14 protein-coding genes and 1 other annotated feature are annotated in these 15,968 nt (G+C 45.7%); of the genes, 2 read left to right on the top strand and 12 right to left on the bottom strand.

The features are described from left to right. Nucleotides 1-53: 53 nt before the first annotated feature. The 3 genes from gap to araE all read right to left on the bottom strand — a co-directional run bounded on the left by gap (nt 54) and on the right by araE (nt 3,822). The gene (gap, locus tag NYE22_RS03535) at nt 54-1,061 is read right to left on the bottom strand and encodes a type I glyceraldehyde-3-phosphate dehydrogenase (RefSeq protein WP_003219957.1); all 1,008 of its coding nucleotides are present in this window, start codon (nt 1,059-1,061) and stop codon (nt 54-56) included. 46 nt (nt 1,062-1,107) lie between these two features. Continuing rightward, the gene (cggR, locus tag NYE22_RS03530; RefSeq protein WP_017695173.1) at nt 1,108-2,130 is read right to left on the bottom strand and encodes a gapA transcriptional regulator CggR; all 1,023 of its coding nucleotides are present in this window, start codon (nt 2,128-2,130) and stop codon (nt 1,108-1,110) included. A gap of 297 nt (nt 2,131-2,427) precedes the next feature. Further along, a complete protein-coding gene (gene araE / locus NYE22_RS03525) occupies nt 2,428-3,822 on the bottom strand; it encodes an arabinose-proton symporter AraE (protein ID WP_342412298.1) in 1,395 nt (464 codons plus the stop codon). 203 nt (nt 3,823-4,025) lie between these two features. On the opposite strand from araE, the gene araR reads away from it, so the two are divergent. Continuing rightward, the gene (gene araR, locus NYE22_RS03520) at nt 4,026-5,114 is read left to right on the top strand and encodes an arabinose utilization transcriptional regulator AraR (RefSeq protein WP_015483709.1); all 1,089 of its coding nucleotides are present in this window, start codon (nt 4,026-4,028) and stop codon (nt 5,112-5,114) included. Between the two features lie 48 nt (nt 5,115-5,162). Here araR and NYE22_RS03515 read toward each other — a convergent pair whose 3' ends face one another. Next, nucleotides 5,163-6,173, bottom strand: coding sequence for an MsnO8 family LLM class oxidoreductase (locus NYE22_RS03515; RefSeq protein WP_003228318.1), 1,011 nt, complete (start codon nt 6,171-6,173; stop codon nt 5,163-5,165). A 156-nt stretch (nt 6,174-6,329) separates the two neighbouring features. Further along, on the bottom strand, nt 6,330-7,208 hold the full coding sequence (locus tag NYE22_RS03510; protein WP_003228316.1) for a LysR family transcriptional regulator: 879 nt from the start codon (nt 7,206-7,208) through the stop codon (nt 6,330-6,332). A 99-nt stretch (nt 7,209-7,307) separates the two neighbouring features. Here NYE22_RS03510 and NYE22_RS03505 point away from each other — a divergent pair, with 99 nt between their 5' ends. After that, nucleotides 7,308-8,225 carry a DMT family transporter gene (locus tag NYE22_RS03505; RefSeq protein ID WP_029946021.1) on the top strand — a complete coding sequence of 306 codons (918 nt, stop codon included), beginning with the start codon at nt 7,308-7,310 and terminating at the stop codon, nt 8,223-8,225. 40 nt (nt 8,226-8,265) lie between these two features. Here the strand turns inward: NYE22_RS03505 and NYE22_RS03500 are convergent, their stop codons facing one another. The 7 genes from NYE22_RS03500 to yvfT form a co-directional block, all read right to left on the bottom strand. Continuing rightward, nucleotides 8,266-9,609: an amino acid permease gene (locus NYE22_RS03500; RefSeq protein ID WP_003228313.1), complete on the bottom strand. Its 1,344-nt coding sequence runs from the start codon at nt 9,607-9,609 to the stop codon at nt 8,266-8,268. Between the two features lie 68 nt (nt 9,610-9,677). Further along, nucleotides 9,678-9,913: a binding site (T-box leader), on the bottom strand. 97 nt (nt 9,914-10,010) lie between these two features. Then, entirely contained in the window at nt 10,011-11,045 is a 1,035-nt protein-coding gene (locus NYE22_RS03495; protein ID WP_029318387.1) for a glycoside hydrolase family 18 protein, read from the bottom strand. Between the two features lie 108 nt (nt 11,046-11,153). After that, on the bottom strand, nt 11,154-11,876 hold the full coding sequence (lutC, locus tag NYE22_RS03490) for a lactate utilization protein LutC (RefSeq protein WP_163136668.1): 723 nt from the start codon (nt 11,874-11,876) through the stop codon (nt 11,154-11,156). Further along, nucleotides 11,876-13,315, bottom strand: a complete 1,440-nt coding sequence (gene lutB / locus NYE22_RS03485) for a lactate utilization iron-sulfur protein LutB (RefSeq protein WP_014480926.1) — start codon at nt 13,313-13,315, stop codon at nt 11,876-11,878. Before lutB ends, lutC begins: the two co-directional genes overlap by 1 nt. A 26-nt stretch (nt 13,316-13,341) precedes the next feature. After that, complete coding sequence (gene lutA, locus NYE22_RS03480) at nt 13,342-14,058, bottom strand: lactate utilization iron-sulfur protein LutA (protein WP_014478017.1); 717 nt, start codon at nt 14,056-14,058, stop codon at nt 13,342-13,344. Between the two features lie 174 nt (nt 14,059-14,232). Then, a complete protein-coding gene (gene yvfU / locus NYE22_RS03475) occupies nt 14,233-14,835 on the bottom strand; it encodes a two-component system response regulator YvfU (RefSeq protein WP_015251201.1) in 603 nt (200 codons plus the stop codon). A 16-nt stretch (nt 14,836-14,851) separates the two neighbouring features. Further along, nucleotides 14,852-15,967, bottom strand: coding sequence for a two-component system sensor histidine kinase YvfT (gene yvfT / locus NYE22_RS03470; protein ID WP_342412297.1), 1,116 nt, complete (start codon nt 15,965-15,967; stop codon nt 14,852-14,854). Nucleotide 15,968: the final 1 nt, after the last annotated feature.

The raw sequence follows: 15,968 nt of genomic DNA, 5'->3' as shown, positions 1-15,968 counted from the left end.
ATTATAGCGCTTCTATTCGAAAGAACCAAGTCAGGTCCTTTTTCAGCTATAAATTAAAGACCTTTTTTTGCGATGTAAGCTGCAAGGTCAACAACGCGGTTAGAGTAGCCGCTTTCGTTATCGTACCAAGAGATTACTTTTACCATGCTGCCTTCCATAACCATTGTAGAAAGAGCATCGATTGTAGAAGAGTTTTTGTTTCCGTTGTAGTCGCCAGAAACTAATGGCTCTTCGCTGTAGCCAAGGATTCCTTTAAGGTCGCCTTCAGCCGCTTCTTTAAGAGCTGCGTTTACTTCTTCAGCTGTTACTTCTTGGTTCAGTTCAGCAACCAAGTCAACTAGAGAAACGTTTGGAGTTGGAACACGCATTGCTCCACCGTTCAGTTTGCCTTTTAGTTCAGGAAGAACTAGAGAAACTGCTTTAGCAGCACCAGTTGATGTTGGGATGATGTTTTCAGCTGCTGCACGCGCACGACGGTAGTCTTTGTGCGGAAGATCAAGGATTTGCTGATCGTTTGTGTAAGAGTGAACAGTTGTCATCATACCGCGTTTGATGCCGAATTTATCGTTAAGTACTTTTGCAAACGGCGCAAGGCAGTTTGTTGTGCAAGATGCGTTAGAGATAACATCGTGGTTAGCCGCATCGTATTTATCTTCGTTAACACCCATAACGATTGTGATATCTTCTTCGTTAGCAGGAGCAGAGATGATTACTTTTTTCGCGCCAGCTTCTAAGTGTTTCGCAGCGTCTGCGCGTTTTGTGAAGAAACCAGTAGATTCAACTACGATTTCAACGCCTTGTTTACCCCAGCTAAGTTTAGCAGGATCGCGTTCTGCAGAAACTTCAATTGTTTTGCCGTTAACAACAAGGTTGTTACCGTCAACTGAAACTTCAGCGTCTAATTTTCCGTGTACAGAATCATATTGTAAAAGGTGAGCCAGCATGTTAGCATCTGTTAAATCGTTAACCGCTACTACCTCAACTTCAGGATTGTTTAATGCTGCGCGGAATACGTTACGTCCAATACGACCAAAACCGTTAATACCGACTTTTACTGCCATGATTGTTTCCTCCTTTAAATAAGTGAGAGATATTTATATTGAGGGATTATTCATCCCTTAATAACTTCTTTGCGGCTCCTTCGTCTGTGACGAGAACCGTGTTGCGCGGCTTTTTAAAGTAAGCCTCGATCGCTTCGGCTTTTGATGATCCGCCCGCTACCGCAATAATATCGGGAATGGCGTCTATGTCATCCAGCTGCATTCCGACAGAATGCACTTTGTGAACCACTTCGCCGTCCGCGTTAAAATAGTAGCCGAACGCTTCTGTCACCGCGTCGTTATCATCTATTTTCTTTAAGTCTTCTAAAGGCGTGTTTCTGCGCTGAGCCATAGTTTTAGCTTCGCCGATTCCGTGAACCAGCATACTCGCTGATTTAATGGTGTTCAGCACCTCTTTGACAGAAGGCTCTTCAATAATAGATGAATAGGCGCCTTGTGACAGCTGTCCCGGAACAAACAAAAGCCGGTAAGTGCCTGAAGCCTTCTCCGCCATATGCGCGCATATGGTGTTCGCCTGGTTTTTCACGTCTTCGCCTAAACCGCCTCTTGCAGGCACAAACAAAAGCTCGCGGTTTTTAGAATCCGGCGTCATCATTTCGGCGACAGCTTCAATTGTCGTACCGCCAGTTACAGCGACGATATTTTTGCCTGAAAATCTTTTTTTCATACATGCGACAGCCGCTCTTCCCATTTCTTTTTTGACCCATGGGGATTGATCGCTGTCTCCAGATACGATAATGGCATCCTTTAGATTTAAACGTTCTTTTAATGTCTTTTCCAAAAGAGTCAAACCTAAAACATCTTTCATCGTATCTTCCAAAACAGAAAGCAGTTCATAGCCCTCTTCTGTCAATGTCATGCCGTTTGTCTTAATATCGACCAGGTTCTGTTCCTTTAAAAACTGAACCTCGCCCCTCAGCACACGCTCGCTGATTTCGAGACTGGCAGACAGGCTTCTTCGCCCGATGGGTTCTGTCAGCCTGATATACTGCAAGATTTCAAACCTCTTTTGCATAACGAGCAGAAGATCAGGCAATAATTTTTTTTGAGCTTGTATTAACTGGTTCATGACTCAAACGTTCCTTCCTTTTTTGCTGGACATTATATGTCCCGCTATGACAAAAAACGTCCCGTCATAGCCAAAAAAAATCATTTCTGCTTTCTTTAATTATTTTAACAGGGTGGAATTGTTTATTCAACTGTTAAGAGCCAATTCATCGACAATATTCGCAGAGTTTTCATGCCGCGTCGTTTTATCCAGCAATATTTTATCCTATATATCTTTATCTTATACAGAAAGCGCCAAATGGTGCATCCCAATATAAACAGCCCTTCCCGTAGAAAGGGCTGTTTCATTAAAGCGTTTTCATTTTATCCAAAGCTTTTCAATTTCCTCGAGCGATTTGTTCTTCGTTTCCGGACAGATCGTAACGACAAACAGGAAACAAAAGATGTTAATCACCGCAAAGATCCAAAATGTATAGGCGAGCCCGAAAGAATCGATCATCATTGGCACAAACTGTCCGATCGCCCAGTTTGCTCCCCATAAAAAGATGGTCGCAATGCCCGCGGCCCGCGCACGCAGATGGTTCGGGAAGATTTCAGAAATCATAATCCATGTGATCGGTCCGACCGAGACACAGAAAGCAGCGACAAAACCTAATATAAGGACGATCATCATGATCCCACTTGTTAACTCAAAGTAAAACGACGTCCCGATTAAAATCATAAAAATAGCCATAAAAGCAGAACCGATGGACATCAGTTTTTTTCGTCCGACTTTATCAATCAGCAATACCGCAATAACGGTAAAGATGACTTCTACAACCCCGACGATACAAGTCGTCACAAATCCGGCGTTTTGCCCGAATCCCATCATTTTAAAGATTTCCGGCCCGTAGTAAGTAATCGCGTTCATGCCAATGACTTGGTTAAACAGCGCCAGCAGGATTCCAATGACAAGCGCCTTTCTGAGCCCCGGCTTAAACAGCTGGGAGAGCGACCCCATTTGTTCTATTTTTAAAGAGTTCTCAATGTTCTTTAATTCTTCTTTTGCAACAGTTTCTCCATTAATACGTGTCAGGACCTTTAAAGCTTCATTTGTTTTACCCGCTTTCGCCAGCCATCTCGGACTTTCCGGGACGACGAGCAGGACAAGGAAAAAGATGACGGACGGCACCATTCCATAAGCAAGCATCCATCTCCAGCCGGTGTGCACGCCCCATTCGTATGTTCCGGACCGCTGCACAGCTAGATTAATAAAGTATGTTGCGGAAATACCCAGTATCGTAAAGAGCTGATATAAGGAAGATAAACTTCCGCGTATGGCGGGCGGTGCCGCTTCTGTAATATACGTAACAGAGAGCGATGAGCCCATTCCGATTCCCAGCCCCCCGATAATCCTTGCAATGATTAAGGTGGACACGTCTTGAGAAAGTGCTGAAACGATTGCTGATATCGCAAATAACAAAGCGGCTGTCATTAAAATTTTTCTCCGGCCGAATCTGTCACTTAAAAATCCGGATATCCCGACGCCCACAACTCCTCCGATCATAATGCTTGAAATGACAAGTCCCTCCATAAACGGACTCAGGCTGTATAAATCTTTCAGAAAACCGATAGCGCCAGAAATCACTGCCGTGTCATAGCCATACAATAAGCCGCCAAGCCCCGCCGCACATGAGATCAAAATGACAAATCCCATTGAATGGCTTCTTGTTACAGGAACATTTGGTTCTAATTGAGTTGGAGTATTCTTCATTTCCCTGCCCTCCCGAATGTTGAGTAAAGCGTTTTCATTTAAACCTTCAATTGTACGTACTTATATTAAAATTTAACGAAAATTACATTTAATTAGTACGTACAAATATAGAATAATCTTGTTTGCATTTTCTGTCAATGTTTTCTTACAAAGAACGCTGTGATATACTGAAATTTGTCCGTATACATTTTGGAGGAATGGATATGTTACCAAAATACGCGCAAGTAAAAGAAGAAATCAGTTCATGGATTAACCAAGGCAAAATACTGCCCGATCAAAAAATCCCTACCGAAAACGAATTAATGCAGCAATTCGGCGTCAGCCGGCATACCATCCGCAAAGCGATCGGAGACCTCGTATCACAAGGTCTGCTGTACAGCGTGCAAGGCGGAGGCACCTTTGTCGCTTCACGCTCTGCTAAGTCAGCGCTGCATTCCAATAAAACGATCGGTGTTTTGACAACCTACATATCAGACTATATTTTCCCGAGCATCATCAGAGGAATCGAGTCCTATTTAAGCGAGCAGGGGTATTCTATGCTTTTGACAAGCACAAACAACAACCCGGACAATGAAAGAAGAGGCTTAGAAAACCTGCTGTCCCAGCATATTGACGGACTCATCGTAGAACCGACAAAAAGCGCCCTTCAAACCCCAAACATCGGCTATTATCTGAACTTGGAGAAAAACGGCATTCCTTTTGCGATGATTAACGCGTCATATGCCGAGCTTGCCGCGCCAAGTTTTACCTTGGATGATGTGAAAGGCGGGATGATGGCGGCGGAGCATTTGCTTTCTCTCGGCCACACGCATATGATGGGTATTTTTAAAGCTGATGACACACAAGGCGTGAAACGGATGAACGGATTTATACAGGCGCACCGGGAGCGTGAGTTGTTTCCTTCTCCGGATATGATCGTGACATTTACAACGGAAGAAAAAGAATCAAAACTTCTGGAGAAAGTAAAAGCCACACTGGAGAAAAACAGCAAGCACATGCCGACAGCCATTTTTTGTTATAACGATGAAATTGCGCTGAAGGTGATTGATATGCTGAGGGAGATGGATCTTAAAGTGCCGGAAGATATGTCTATCGTCGGGTATGATGATTCACATTTCGCCCAAATCTCAGAAGTGAAACTAACCTCTGTCAAACATCCGAAATCAGTGCTTGGAAAAGCAGCCGCCAAATATGTCATTGACTGCTTAGAGCATAAAAAGCCGAAGCAAGAGGATGTCATATTTGAGCCTGAGTTGATCATTCGCCAGTCCGCACGAAAACTGAATGAATAAAAAAAGCAATGTATGGGTCTCCCCGCTACATTGCTTTTTTTATAGCTGTTATCTGTTTTTCCAAACGTCAGCGATGATTTCAAACGAACGCATTCTGTCTGCGTGTTCAAAGGTTTCTGAGTTAACCATAATTTCGTCAGCCTGTGTCGTTTTGACGAAATCTTCAAGCTTCGCCTTCACTTCTTCCGGACCTCCGACAATCGTGGAGCTCAGCTGCTCATTGACCATCGCTTTTTCATACGGGCTCCAGATTTGATCCATATCCTCAACAGGCGGTTTAAGCTGGTTCGGCGTACCGCGGACAAGATCAAGAAACCTTTGATAATGCGAAGTCGCAAGGTGCTGCGCTTTCTCGTTTGTATCTGCCGCGATAATGGTGACACCGACCATCGCATACGGTTCGTCGAGCACGTCTGACGGCGTGAAAGAATTGCGGTAAAGCTCCAATGCAGGAACCGTATTCGCCGGTGAGAAATGAGCGGCAAAGGCAAACGGAAGACCTAGTTCACCAGCCAGACGGGCGCTGAAGCCGCTTGAGCCCAGCAGCCAAATCGGCACATCTATGCCCTCTCCGGGAATGGCGCGAACTTGATTGCGCACATTTCCTGACGGTTTAAAATAATTGCGCAGTTCCTCTAATTGTTCTGGAAAATCCTCCCCGCTGTTGATGTTTCTGCGGAGCGCTCTGGCTGTCAATTGGTCTGTTCCCGGCGCACGTCCAAGCCCCAGATCTATCCGCCCGGGATACAGTGTTTCCAGTGTGCCGAATTGTTCAGCAATGACTAATGAAGAGTGGTTCGGGAGCATAATGCCGCCGGAACCGACGCGGATTTTCTTCGTGCCTCCGGCAATATGGCCAATCAAAACTGCAGTGGCGGAGCTTGCAACACCTTCTATATTATGATGTTCAGCAAGCCAGTAACGGTGATAGCCCCATTCCTCTGCCCGGCGCGCCAAGTCCATGCTGTTTCGGAATGATTCTGCAATCGTTCCTCCCTGAACAACCGGAGATAAATTCAAGACAGAAAGCAAGGTATCTTTGCGTTGGTTGTTAGACATATTGTTCTCCTTTGCAAATGTGTTATCAGTAAACAGCCCAAAGCTGTCAGGTCATGATTGAAAGAACTTCTATCACACCATAACACAACTGCATTCAGGAATAAAAGAATTTGATTCGATGAAATTCGAACAATGTAAAACGAACGGTTTGGCCCGCTATTCTGCTCCAAACAGCTCCTTAGCCATCTCAATAAAGAGCTTAGCCGCCAGAGAAGCCTCCTTTAGCGACGGAACAGCAAGCTGCACATCACGGTATACCTGCGGGTCCAATTCCCGGGTCACCACATGCTCCGGAAGCGGCATCCCCGACATGGACATTTCTGATAAAATGGCCAGGCCCAGTCCTTCTCTGATCATACTGATCGAGGTGTTGATGTTATAGACCGTGAAAGCTGGGTGCAGCGTAGCGCCCGCCTGCCTGAACATATCGACAAATGGTGATTCATAGCCTCCGTCACAGACGATCATCGGTTCATGGTCAAGATCTTTCAGCGTAATGGCCGAATGACTGGCAAGCGGGTGATCGTCCCTGAGCACGACAGCCATTTTGTCTTTTTTCAAATGGATGTACTCCATCTCCTCTGTTGGATACAGAAGAATGCCGACATCTATCATCCGCGTATGAAGCCACTCCTTGACTTCATTTACAGTTCCCTCGTGCAGCACGAGCTCAAGTTTTGGATATTTTTGTTTAAATTCACTGATCAGCTTCGGCATAAAATAAGCCGAGGCAGTTGAGAATGTGCCGATATGGATCGTTCCCAGTTCAAGCCCTTTTTCCGCTGCTGCTACCTGCTCAACTTTTTCAATGCCTTTTAAGACTTCTCTAATGTGTACTAAGATCTGTTTTCCCGTATCCGTCAGCATCAGGCCATTGCGGCGGTCACGAATGATCAGCTTTACATCAAGCTCAGCTTCGATAGCAGAAATCGCATGGCTGACAGCCGGCTGTGTCATGTTCAGCGCCTGACCCGCTTTTGTAAAGCTTCCCGTTTCAGCTATTTTCACAAAAACCTTTAATTGTGTAATGGTCATAACAATTTACTTATGCTCCTTATAAAAAAGATTCATTTTATTTATCTTATGTTCTACCGTATCATATGATGGAAAAGTTCTACAAGGAGTGAATGAACAATGAAGCAGCTCTCAAAAACGCGGACAGCTCTCCTGCTCGCATTTCTCGTCATCATGTGGGGCGTCAATTGGCCGCTGTCCAAAGCCGCGCTCGCCTATTCTCCGCCATTATTGTTCGCGGGCATCCGAACGCTGATCGGCGGGCTTTTATTAGTCATTGTCGCACTGCCGCGTATTCATAAATTACGCTTAAAAGAAACGTGGCCGATTTATCTTGTTTCTGCTCTTTTAAATATTACGTTATTCTACGGCCTGCAAACGATCGGGCTGAATTATCTTCCGGCCGGCCTGTTTTCTGCAATCGTCTTCTTCCAGCCTGTTCTGATGGGTGTATTTTCTTGGCTGTGGCTCGGCGAATCCATGTTTGTAATGAAAGTGATCGGGCTCATCCTCGGTTTTGCGGGAGTAGCCGTCATTAGTGCTGCGGGCTTTGGCGGGCATATTTCTGTCATTGGGGTTCTGCTGGCTCTCGGCTCCGCCATCAGCTGGGCGCTCGGGACGGTATATATGAAAAAAACAGGCAGCCGCGTCGATTCCATCTGGATGGTCGCTCTGCAGCTGACGATCGGAAGCGTGTTTCTGCTTATCTCCGGCTTTTGGACAGAAAGCTTTTCGGCGATCCAATGGACAGCTCCGTTTATCACGAGCCTGCTGTTCATCTCCGTATTCGTTATCGCGCTCGGCTGGCTTGTCTTTTTTACGCTTGTCGGTTCAGGCGAAGCAAGCAAGGTCGCATCTTATACTTTTTTGATTCCGCTCATATCAATCGTGGCCAGCTCCATTTTCCTGCATGAACCGCTCACCCTTAGCCTCTTGGCAGGGCTGCTGCTGATTGTCACGAGCATCTGTCTCGTGAATACAAAATCAAAAGCGCAGAAAGCTGCGGCGATTGGTATAAACGAGAAAGCTGCACAATAATAAAAACCCTCTTGCCGGATGCGGCAAGAGGGTTTCTTATTTACTGATGCTTGCGTCCTTTGACCAAATATGCAACTGTAATCAAAAGGTAGATCGCCGCAGTAATGCCGGTAATGACAATTGATGTTGTCATGATGACCCCGATCAGAATGGCGAGTAATGCCACAATCGCAAACCATGTCGTGTACGGGAACCATTTTACATAATAGGCCGGTGTTTCCGTTTGCTGTTTTCTCGATTTTAAATGAGCGAATCCGATGATCAGCCAAATGAATAAAACGGTATATCCCAATGATCCCATTAAATAATTAAATGTTTGGCTTCCTGCGAACAGAGAAATCAATACGCCAATATAGAGAGAAGAAGTGCACATCAGAATCGCAAACATCGGTACGTTTTTCGATGAAAGCTTCGAGAAGACCTTTGGAAGCCTTCCGTCACTTGCCTGTGTATACAAAATGCGTGATGATCCGTATAAACCTGAATTCATAGAAGAAATGATCGCCAGCAGGATGACTGCATTCATGATATGATCCGCGCCCGGAATGCCTACCATTTTAAAGACCATCACGAAAGGACTTTCCGGAACGGAATTGACTTGGTTCCATGGAATCAGGCTGACGATGATGAAAAACGGCAGCAGGTAAAACGCGACAATCCGTGTCAGTGTGCTGCGGACAGCTTTCGGGACAACCTTTTCCGGATTTTTTGTCTCTGCAAGCGTTACACCGATAATTTCTGTACCGCCGTAAGAGTAGATGACGACAAGCATCGCCGTGATCAGCCCTGTGCCGCCGTGCGGGAAAAATCCGCCGTGGTCTGTCAGGTTGGAAAATCCGGATGCTGTATGATCACCGAATGATACAAATAAGAGCAGCAATCCCAGAATAATAAAGATAATAATAACGGTAATCTTGATCATTGCCAGCCAATATTCAGTTTCGGCGAAGATTTTAACAGAAAGCAAGTTTACAATCGTGACGATAAGAGAAATTCCTAATGCCAACACCCAGATCGGGCAGCCCGGCAGCCAATATTGAATGAAAATCGCAGCTACAACAGCTTCAGCCGCAATGTTAAGCACCCACATTTTCCAGTAGATCCAGTCCAAAAAGTAAGCGGCGTAATTTCCCAATACCTGCTGGACAAGATCACGGAAGGTTCTGGCGTTACGATTTCGAACAGCCATTTCCGCCAGCCCCTGCATAATAAACAGCAAAATAATCCCGCCGAGCAGATATGCGATAATGACAGATGGCCCTGCCACATCGATCGCTGAGCTGCTCCCCTTAAATAAACCTGCGCCGATTGCTCCGCCCAGCGCCATCATCATAATATGGCGGGACGTCATCGTGCGTTTTAACGTTTGATTGTCGTTTTTCATCCTCTTCTACCTCTCCTTCTCGTTTTCAAAAACAAAAAAGCCCGCCGTCTCCTACCTAATCTAATAGATAAAGAGACGACGAGCCTTCGGCTGACCGCGGTACCACTCTTGTTGATTCTTCATGAAGAATCCTGCTTTTGACCTGTAACGAAGGTTAGCCGTTAAAACATAGGGAATATTCAATCTATTCCGTTCCGTCTTACCACTCCCGGGCGAGTTCAAAGAAAAATCAGGCTGCGTCGCACCACCCCGCAGCTCTCTGTTCTGATCACTTTCTTTTACTGCTCCCAATCTATGTGTTTTAGTTTTCTGAAAAACTCAAATTTTATGATCTGAATATATTAACATAATATACGTGCTTCTCTTTTAACTGTCAATAACTTCAGAGAAAAAAGAAACTGTTATTTTGTCCCTTTTCGAATGGCTTTCCAAAAGGATTCTGACTCGTTTCCTAATGCGTAAACTGAAACACCTGCTATTTTATATTGCTTTGCCAGATGGCTTTTCGTTTGAACGGTTTTTTCGTTTTCATACCACACGACATGTTTATGCTTCTTTTTGTCAACATAAGAAAACGTCATCGAACCTGATTTTTTGTTGAATGCCGGCTTTGCTTTTTGTTTTTTGATGAGGGATTTGAGCTCATTCCATTCCCTTATTGTGCTGGTACTTCCGTCTTTTACATCCCAGTCATAGCCGTACGCAGGGATTCCCATGATGACTTTATTGGCTTTGATCTTTTTGACTGAAAACTGCAGAGAGCTTTTAATCCAGTTTGTGCTTGCCACTGACCCCGGCTCACCCCAAATGCCGTGTTCATCGTAGGTCATGACTTGTACGAAGTCGGCATATTTGCCGATTTTCGCATAATCATACGGCCAGCTCCAGTCATCATTTTTATCATCGGCGCTTTTGGCCGGAACGGATACCATTGTTTTAATATGTTTCTTGTTCAAAGCCTGTGAGACATATTGAATGAAGTTCGAGTATGCAGCGCGGTCTTCTGGATTTACTGCTTCAAAATCGATATTGATTCCGTAATATGAGTGCTTTTTGGCCAGTGTAATTAACTGATCAGTGAATCGTTTTTTCGCTGTTTTATTACTCATGACTCGACTCGCTAAATCTCCGTCAAAATCATAAATGGCATCATTATAGTTTGAAATGACAGCCCATGTCTTGATTTTTTTCTTTTTCGCATATGTCAGCTGCTTAGTTGGGGCATCGCCAATCACATGTCCGTTTTTTTCAAACGCAAACGTATCGGTTGCGATGGCATTCATGTATGTATGATATTTCGTAAGAGAATTGTATGAAGCCGTATCCCCAGTCGTGTAGCCTAGTGTCATTCCGGCTGCCTTCGCTTCTGTTTTTGTATACATAAACAGAACAATCGCAATCGCCAGTGAAACCGCTATGATCAGCCATTTTTTCATCGCATTTCCTCCTATTTCAAGTCATACTCTTCTCATCGGCCAAAAAATTGGAAGTTGAAGTTTTTTTCAAGCAAAAAGCCCGGCATATGCCTGCCGGGCTTCCTGAGTTCAGCGGTCAGAGACGAGAATATATGCTGCCTTTACAGGTCCGTGCACTCCCACAACTAAATCCATTTCAATGTCTGCTGAGTTGCTCGGTCCGGTAATGTAGTTGATACATGAAGGAACAGTGACACCGTCCGCAATGTTTTGGCGGATGATATCACTGGCTTGTGTCATTCTCGGTACAATGCTTGATTTCGGCACGATCGCAATATAAGTCGTCGGCAGAAGGCTGACAGATCGGCCGATGTCTTTTGAGGAGAAGAGGACAACCGTCCCCGACTCAGCCAATGTAATTTCGCTGAATGTAATCCCTACATTGGCTTGCTCCGCTTTTTTGATATTTTCCTCGCCTTTATCAGCATCCCACTCCCAGACCGTCGTTCCTTCACTCGGCCAGTCCTTGGTGAGCAGGCTTTTCAGTCCGTATTCTTCAAAGCGGGGGTCCTTCGGAATGATGACAGGGCCTCCGGAAAAGCGGCTGACTTGCTCACGCAGGGCATCGTAAAGGCCGGTTGAATCCGTTTCAATCAGCTCTGTATGGATTTTGACACAATGGTTTTTGAGCACTGTGACTAAGTCATCCGCTGAATAACCTTCAAATGTTTTATATTGCGGCTGATGCGCCCATTCAGGGACTGCCACGCCTCCTGTTCTTCTTTCACGGCCCAGGCTGGATGCGATTCGGTTTAAAAAGCTCTCTTGATTCTGAATGGTTCCCTTCGTCATCACTGCTCCTCCTTCGTGCGTTCACTTGTTTCTCTGTCCGCAAACCAGTCTCTGAATCTCGATTTATGCGGTGCCGGGAAGTCGCGGATCTGGGTCCAATTTTTAAGCGGGCCGGGCCCTTTCGAAATTTTTTCGTCCTCTGTAAAAGGCGTCATGGCGGCCGGCGCCCATTTTGAGCCCATTTTGTAAAGCGATAAAGAGGATGCGCCAAGTCCGAATGCTTTCATTGCAAGCTTTTCACTGATCGGCGCTCTGCCTTCTTTTTCGACGATATTCTGACGATGCTTGAGTAGTAGCTCATGAAGCGGGATTTTGACCGGGCAGGCTTCTGAACAAGCAGCGCACAGTGAAGATGCGTACGGCAGCTCCTTATAATCGTCATAACCGCCGAGCAACGGTGATAAAACCGCTCCGATCGGCCCCGAGTAGATTGAGCCGTATGAATGTCCGCCGACATGGCGGTACACAGGACAGACATTGATACAGGCGGCACAGCGGATACATTGCAGCACAGACTGGAATTCCGTTCCAAGGATATTGGATCGTCCATTGTCAACGATGACAAGATGGAATTCTTCCGGACCGTCCACTTCACCTTCCAGCTTCGGACCCGTCAAAGCTGTAATATAACTTGTCAGCCGCTGTCCGACAGCACTTCTTGTCAGCATGCTGACGAGCACTTCAAATTCAGAAAATGACGGGACAATCCGCTCCATTCCCATGACGGTAATTTGTGTTTTCGGCAAGGTGCTCACAAGCCGTCCATTTCCTTCATTGGTCACAAGGCTGACGGAACCCGTGTCAGCGATGGCGAAGTTACAGCCGGTAATGCCGATATCCGCTTCCAGAAACTTTTTTCGGAGAATGGCGCGCGCATGCATCACCAGCTCTTCCGGTTTTTCTGTATGTTGATAGTCCAGTCTTTCTTTAAACACATCGCGTATCTGCTCTTTATTTTTATGAAGGGCGGGCGCTACGATATGTGACGGCGGATCGTGATCATCAATCTGCAAAATATACTCGCCGAGATCGGTTTCTACGACTTCACAGCCTTCCTTCTCCAGCACCTCATTCAGATTGATTTCCTCTGTGACCATTGATTTAGATTTCACAATTTTCTTCCCGTTCTTCTTTTGAATGACATCGCGAATATAAGAAGACGCCTCTTCCGCTGTTTCAGCGAAATAGACATGTCCGCCTCTTTTCGCCACATTTTCGGCAAGCTGCCCAAGATAGAAATCAAGGTTTTCAAGGACATGCTGCCTGATTTCCTCTGATAATGAGCGCCACTCCTCCCAGTTTCCCAGTTCTTCTGCTGCCTCTAGGCGCCGCGTCCGCAGACGCTCCTGTGCACCCGAAACAGCGCCTCTCATAAATTCATTATCAATCCCCTGTGATACCCGCTCTTTAAAAGCGTCAGTACCGATTTTCATCGCCATGATCCTTTCCCCCTCTGTATCCAGTTTTATCTGCTGTTGAGCACTTCGGCGATGTGCATCACTTTGACATTCTTATCTTTTCGGCCAAGCCGTCCCCCGATATTCATCAAACAGCCGCAGTCAGCACCGATCAGCACCTCTGCTCCCGTTTCCTCCACACATTCGACTTTTTCATCGACCATCTGCTCAGAAATCTGCGCCATCTTGACGGAGAACGTTCCTCCGAATCCGCAGCAGTTATGTTTGCCCGGAAGCTCTGTAAACTGCAGGCCCTTCACATGGCTCAACAGCTTCATCGGCTCCTCCCGAACACCCAACAGCCTAGTCATATGGCACGACGTATGTAAGGTCGCTTTTGTATGAAGGGTCGCGCCGACATCCTCTACCCCAAGGACGTTCACAATAAAATCTGTCAGTTCATACGTTTTATCCGCCAGCTTTTGCGCTTTATCTGCCCATTTCGGATCATCCTGAAACAGGTGCGGATACTCCCGGAACATCGTTGTGCAGGAACCGGAAGGACTGACAACATATTCGGAATCCTGAAACGTTTCGATCATCCGTTTCATTGCTTTTTTGGCGTCATGTACATAGCCGCTGTTGTAAGCCGGCTGCCCGCAGCAAATCTGCCCTTCCGGAAAATCAACCTCGCACCCAAGCCGCTCCAGCAGCTCAACCGTTGCTTTTCCGACATTTGTTTGAAACATATCAACAAGACAAGTGACAAAAAGTGAGACTTTCATGATGAACCCCTCTCTCATCCCCAATATATGATCAGGTCATCTGATGACCTGAGTTAAAATAACTATATGAATATCGTACACTATTCTGACAATGGAAGGAAAGGGTTTTCTAGGGATATTTTCATTTGTGGCATATCAAAAACACTCCCGATCTCCCAGGAGTGCAGTATATGGTTAGATCCAGCCCTTTTCCTCAGCAATGCTGGCGGCTTCTGTCCGATTTTTCGCATTAAGCTTTTGGATGATTTCTGAGATATAGTTTCGAACTGTGCCTTGAGATAAATAGAGCTCCAGCGTAATGTCTTTTGTTGTCTTGCCTAAAGCCGCAAGCCTCAGAATTTCTTGCTCTCTAACGGTTAGCGGATTTTCGTCTCGCATCATATTAAACGTCAGCTCAGGGCTGAAGACACGTTTTCCCTTTACACATTTTCGAATGGCATCGGCCAGATCGTCAATTTCGCCGTCTTTCAGCAGATAGCCATGTGCACCGGCCTTTACGGCGCGTTCAAAATATCCGGGGCGAGCAAAGGTGGTTAAAATAATGACCTTGCTGACGCAGCCTTTTTTCATTAATTCCTCTGCCACATCCAGCCCGCTTCGAACCGGCATTTCAATGTCCATAATGCATACATCCGGCTCCAGCTTCAAAATAGCATGTAGCGCCTCTTCCCCGTTTAATGCTTGTCCGATGACTGTCATATCCTCTTCTAAATCAAGCAAAGATCCCAAAGCGCCTAAAAGCATTCGCTGGTCCTCAGCAATAAACAGACGAATCATTCTTTTCGTCCTCCAATCATTCTGCTTTTTTAATAAGCGGAATCGTCAGTGCCACAACCGTTCCGTTTTGATCTGAAACCGTTAATCCCCCTTCAATGAGCATGAGCCGTTCCTCCATTCCCCGCAGGCCATTCCCAAACATTTTCTCCTTCGGCGCTCCCTTTCCGTCATCCCGTATCACGATCCTCATTTTGTCAGCAAACTGGGAAATGGTGATGGCACAGTGGGTTGCTTTGCTGTGCTTGATAATGTTAGTCACGGCTTCCCGCATACACATACTGATAATATTTTGAGTGACGGGAGATATCGCTGAAAAGTCGGCGGCTCCTTCGTATTGAAAGGTAATGTTCCCCGCTCTTAATATGTGCTGAATGTTTACGAGCTCCTCTGTTATCGTGACCGTTCTCATATCAGAAACCAGCTCTCGAACTTGCTTGAGTGCGGAGCGTGAACTGGTTTCCATTTCTTTTGCCTCAAGCTTGGTCCGTTCTATATCAGATGCAGCCAGCCGCTGAATGAGCTGGCTTTTTAATGTAAGCAGCGACAGGGTGTGGCCAAGGGTATCGTGAAGATCACGGGCGATTCGAACACGCTCCTCTCTTTTAGAGAGTTCTTTTATCTGTTCGTTGGCTTGTGCAAGCTTATTTTCAAGCTCAATCCTCCGAAACATAGAACGAATGCCGAATGGAGAAATGAGCATAATGACGAGAAACGGGAGAACAGAAAAAAGCTCCCGAAGCGAGACCGAATTCGCGCTAAATTGGTATAGGCATGGAAAAAGCAGTATAAAGATTAAAGCGCAGAACGCACGGTTAAAATTCGTTTTCTCTTTGTAATAACCAACAAAGTTTGCCGGGAAAAAACCTAAGTATATATAGGTGATATTGTAAAACACACTATATATCAAAATAACCGCCATTTGCACGATAAGCCAATATGTAAACGAAGCTTTGCCCACGCTGCAGAATAACTGGCGATATGCCGCTACAAAAAGGAGCAGCATGCCATATCCGATCCCCTGTTTGACACCTGATTCTTTTAATAAAGAGAGGAACGGCATAATCGTATACACCAGAAAGATATAAGGGAAAAACCCGAATTCCTTCGGGAAAATAGATATTGCCTTTTTCATG

Source organism: Bacillus sp. FSL K6-1560 (genome assembly GCF_038592935.1).
GTDB classification, from domain to species: Bacteria; Bacillota; Bacilli; order Bacillales; family Bacillaceae; genus Bacillus; species Bacillus subtilis.
Note: the sequence above shows the minus strand (reverse complement) of the source record. Positions and strands in the feature narration are given on the sequence as shown.

Bases quoted from the DNA above. Each gene is read 5' to 3' on its own strand.
- gap (WP_003219957.1), bottom strand. From the start codon at position 1,061: ATGGCAGTAAAAGTCGGTATTAACGGTTTTGGTCGTATTGGACGTAAC.
- cggR (WP_017695173.1), bottom strand. From the start codon at position 2,130: ATGAACCAGTTAATACAAGCTCAAAAAAAATTATTGCCTGATCTTCTG.
- araE (WP_342412298.1), bottom strand. From the start codon at position 3,822: ATGAAGAATACTCCAACTCAATTAGAACCAAATGTTCCTGTAACAAGA.
- araR (WP_015483709.1), top strand. From the start codon at position 4,026: ATGTTACCAAAATACGCGCAAGTAAAAGAAGAAATCAGTTCATGGATT.
- NYE22_RS03515 (WP_003228318.1), bottom strand. From the start codon at position 6,173: ATGTCTAACAACCAACGCAAAGATACCTTGCTTTCTGTCTTGAATTTA.
- NYE22_RS03510 (WP_003228316.1), bottom strand. From the start codon at position 7,208: ATGACCATTACACAATTAAAGGTTTTTGTGAAAATAGCTGAAACGGGA.
- NYE22_RS03505 (WP_029946021.1), top strand. From the start codon at position 7,308: ATGAAGCAGCTCTCAAAAACGCGGACAGCTCTCCTGCTCGCATTTCTC.
- NYE22_RS03500 (WP_003228313.1), bottom strand. From the start codon at position 9,609: ATGAAAAACGACAATCAAACGTTAAAACGCACGATGACGTCCCGCCAT.
- NYE22_RS03495 (WP_029318387.1), bottom strand. From the start codon at position 11,045: ATGAAAAAATGGCTGATCATAGCGGTTTCACTGGCGATTGCGATTGTT.
- lutC (WP_163136668.1), bottom strand. From the start codon at position 11,876: ATGACGAAGGGAACCATTCAGAATCAAGAGAGCTTTTTAAACCGAATC.
- lutB (WP_014480926.1), bottom strand. From the start codon at position 13,315: ATGGCGATGAAAATCGGTACTGACGCTTTTAAAGAGCGGGTATCACAG.
- lutA (WP_014478017.1), bottom strand. From the start codon at position 14,058: ATGAAAGTCTCACTTTTTGTCACTTGTCTTGTTGATATGTTTCAAACA.
- yvfU (WP_015251201.1), bottom strand. From the start codon at position 14,835: ATGATTCGTCTGTTTATTGCTGAGGACCAGCGAATGCTTTTAGGCGCT.
- yvfT (WP_342412297.1), bottom strand. From the start codon at position 15,967: ATGAAAAAGGCAATATCTATTTTCCCGAAGGAATTCGGGTTTTTCCCT.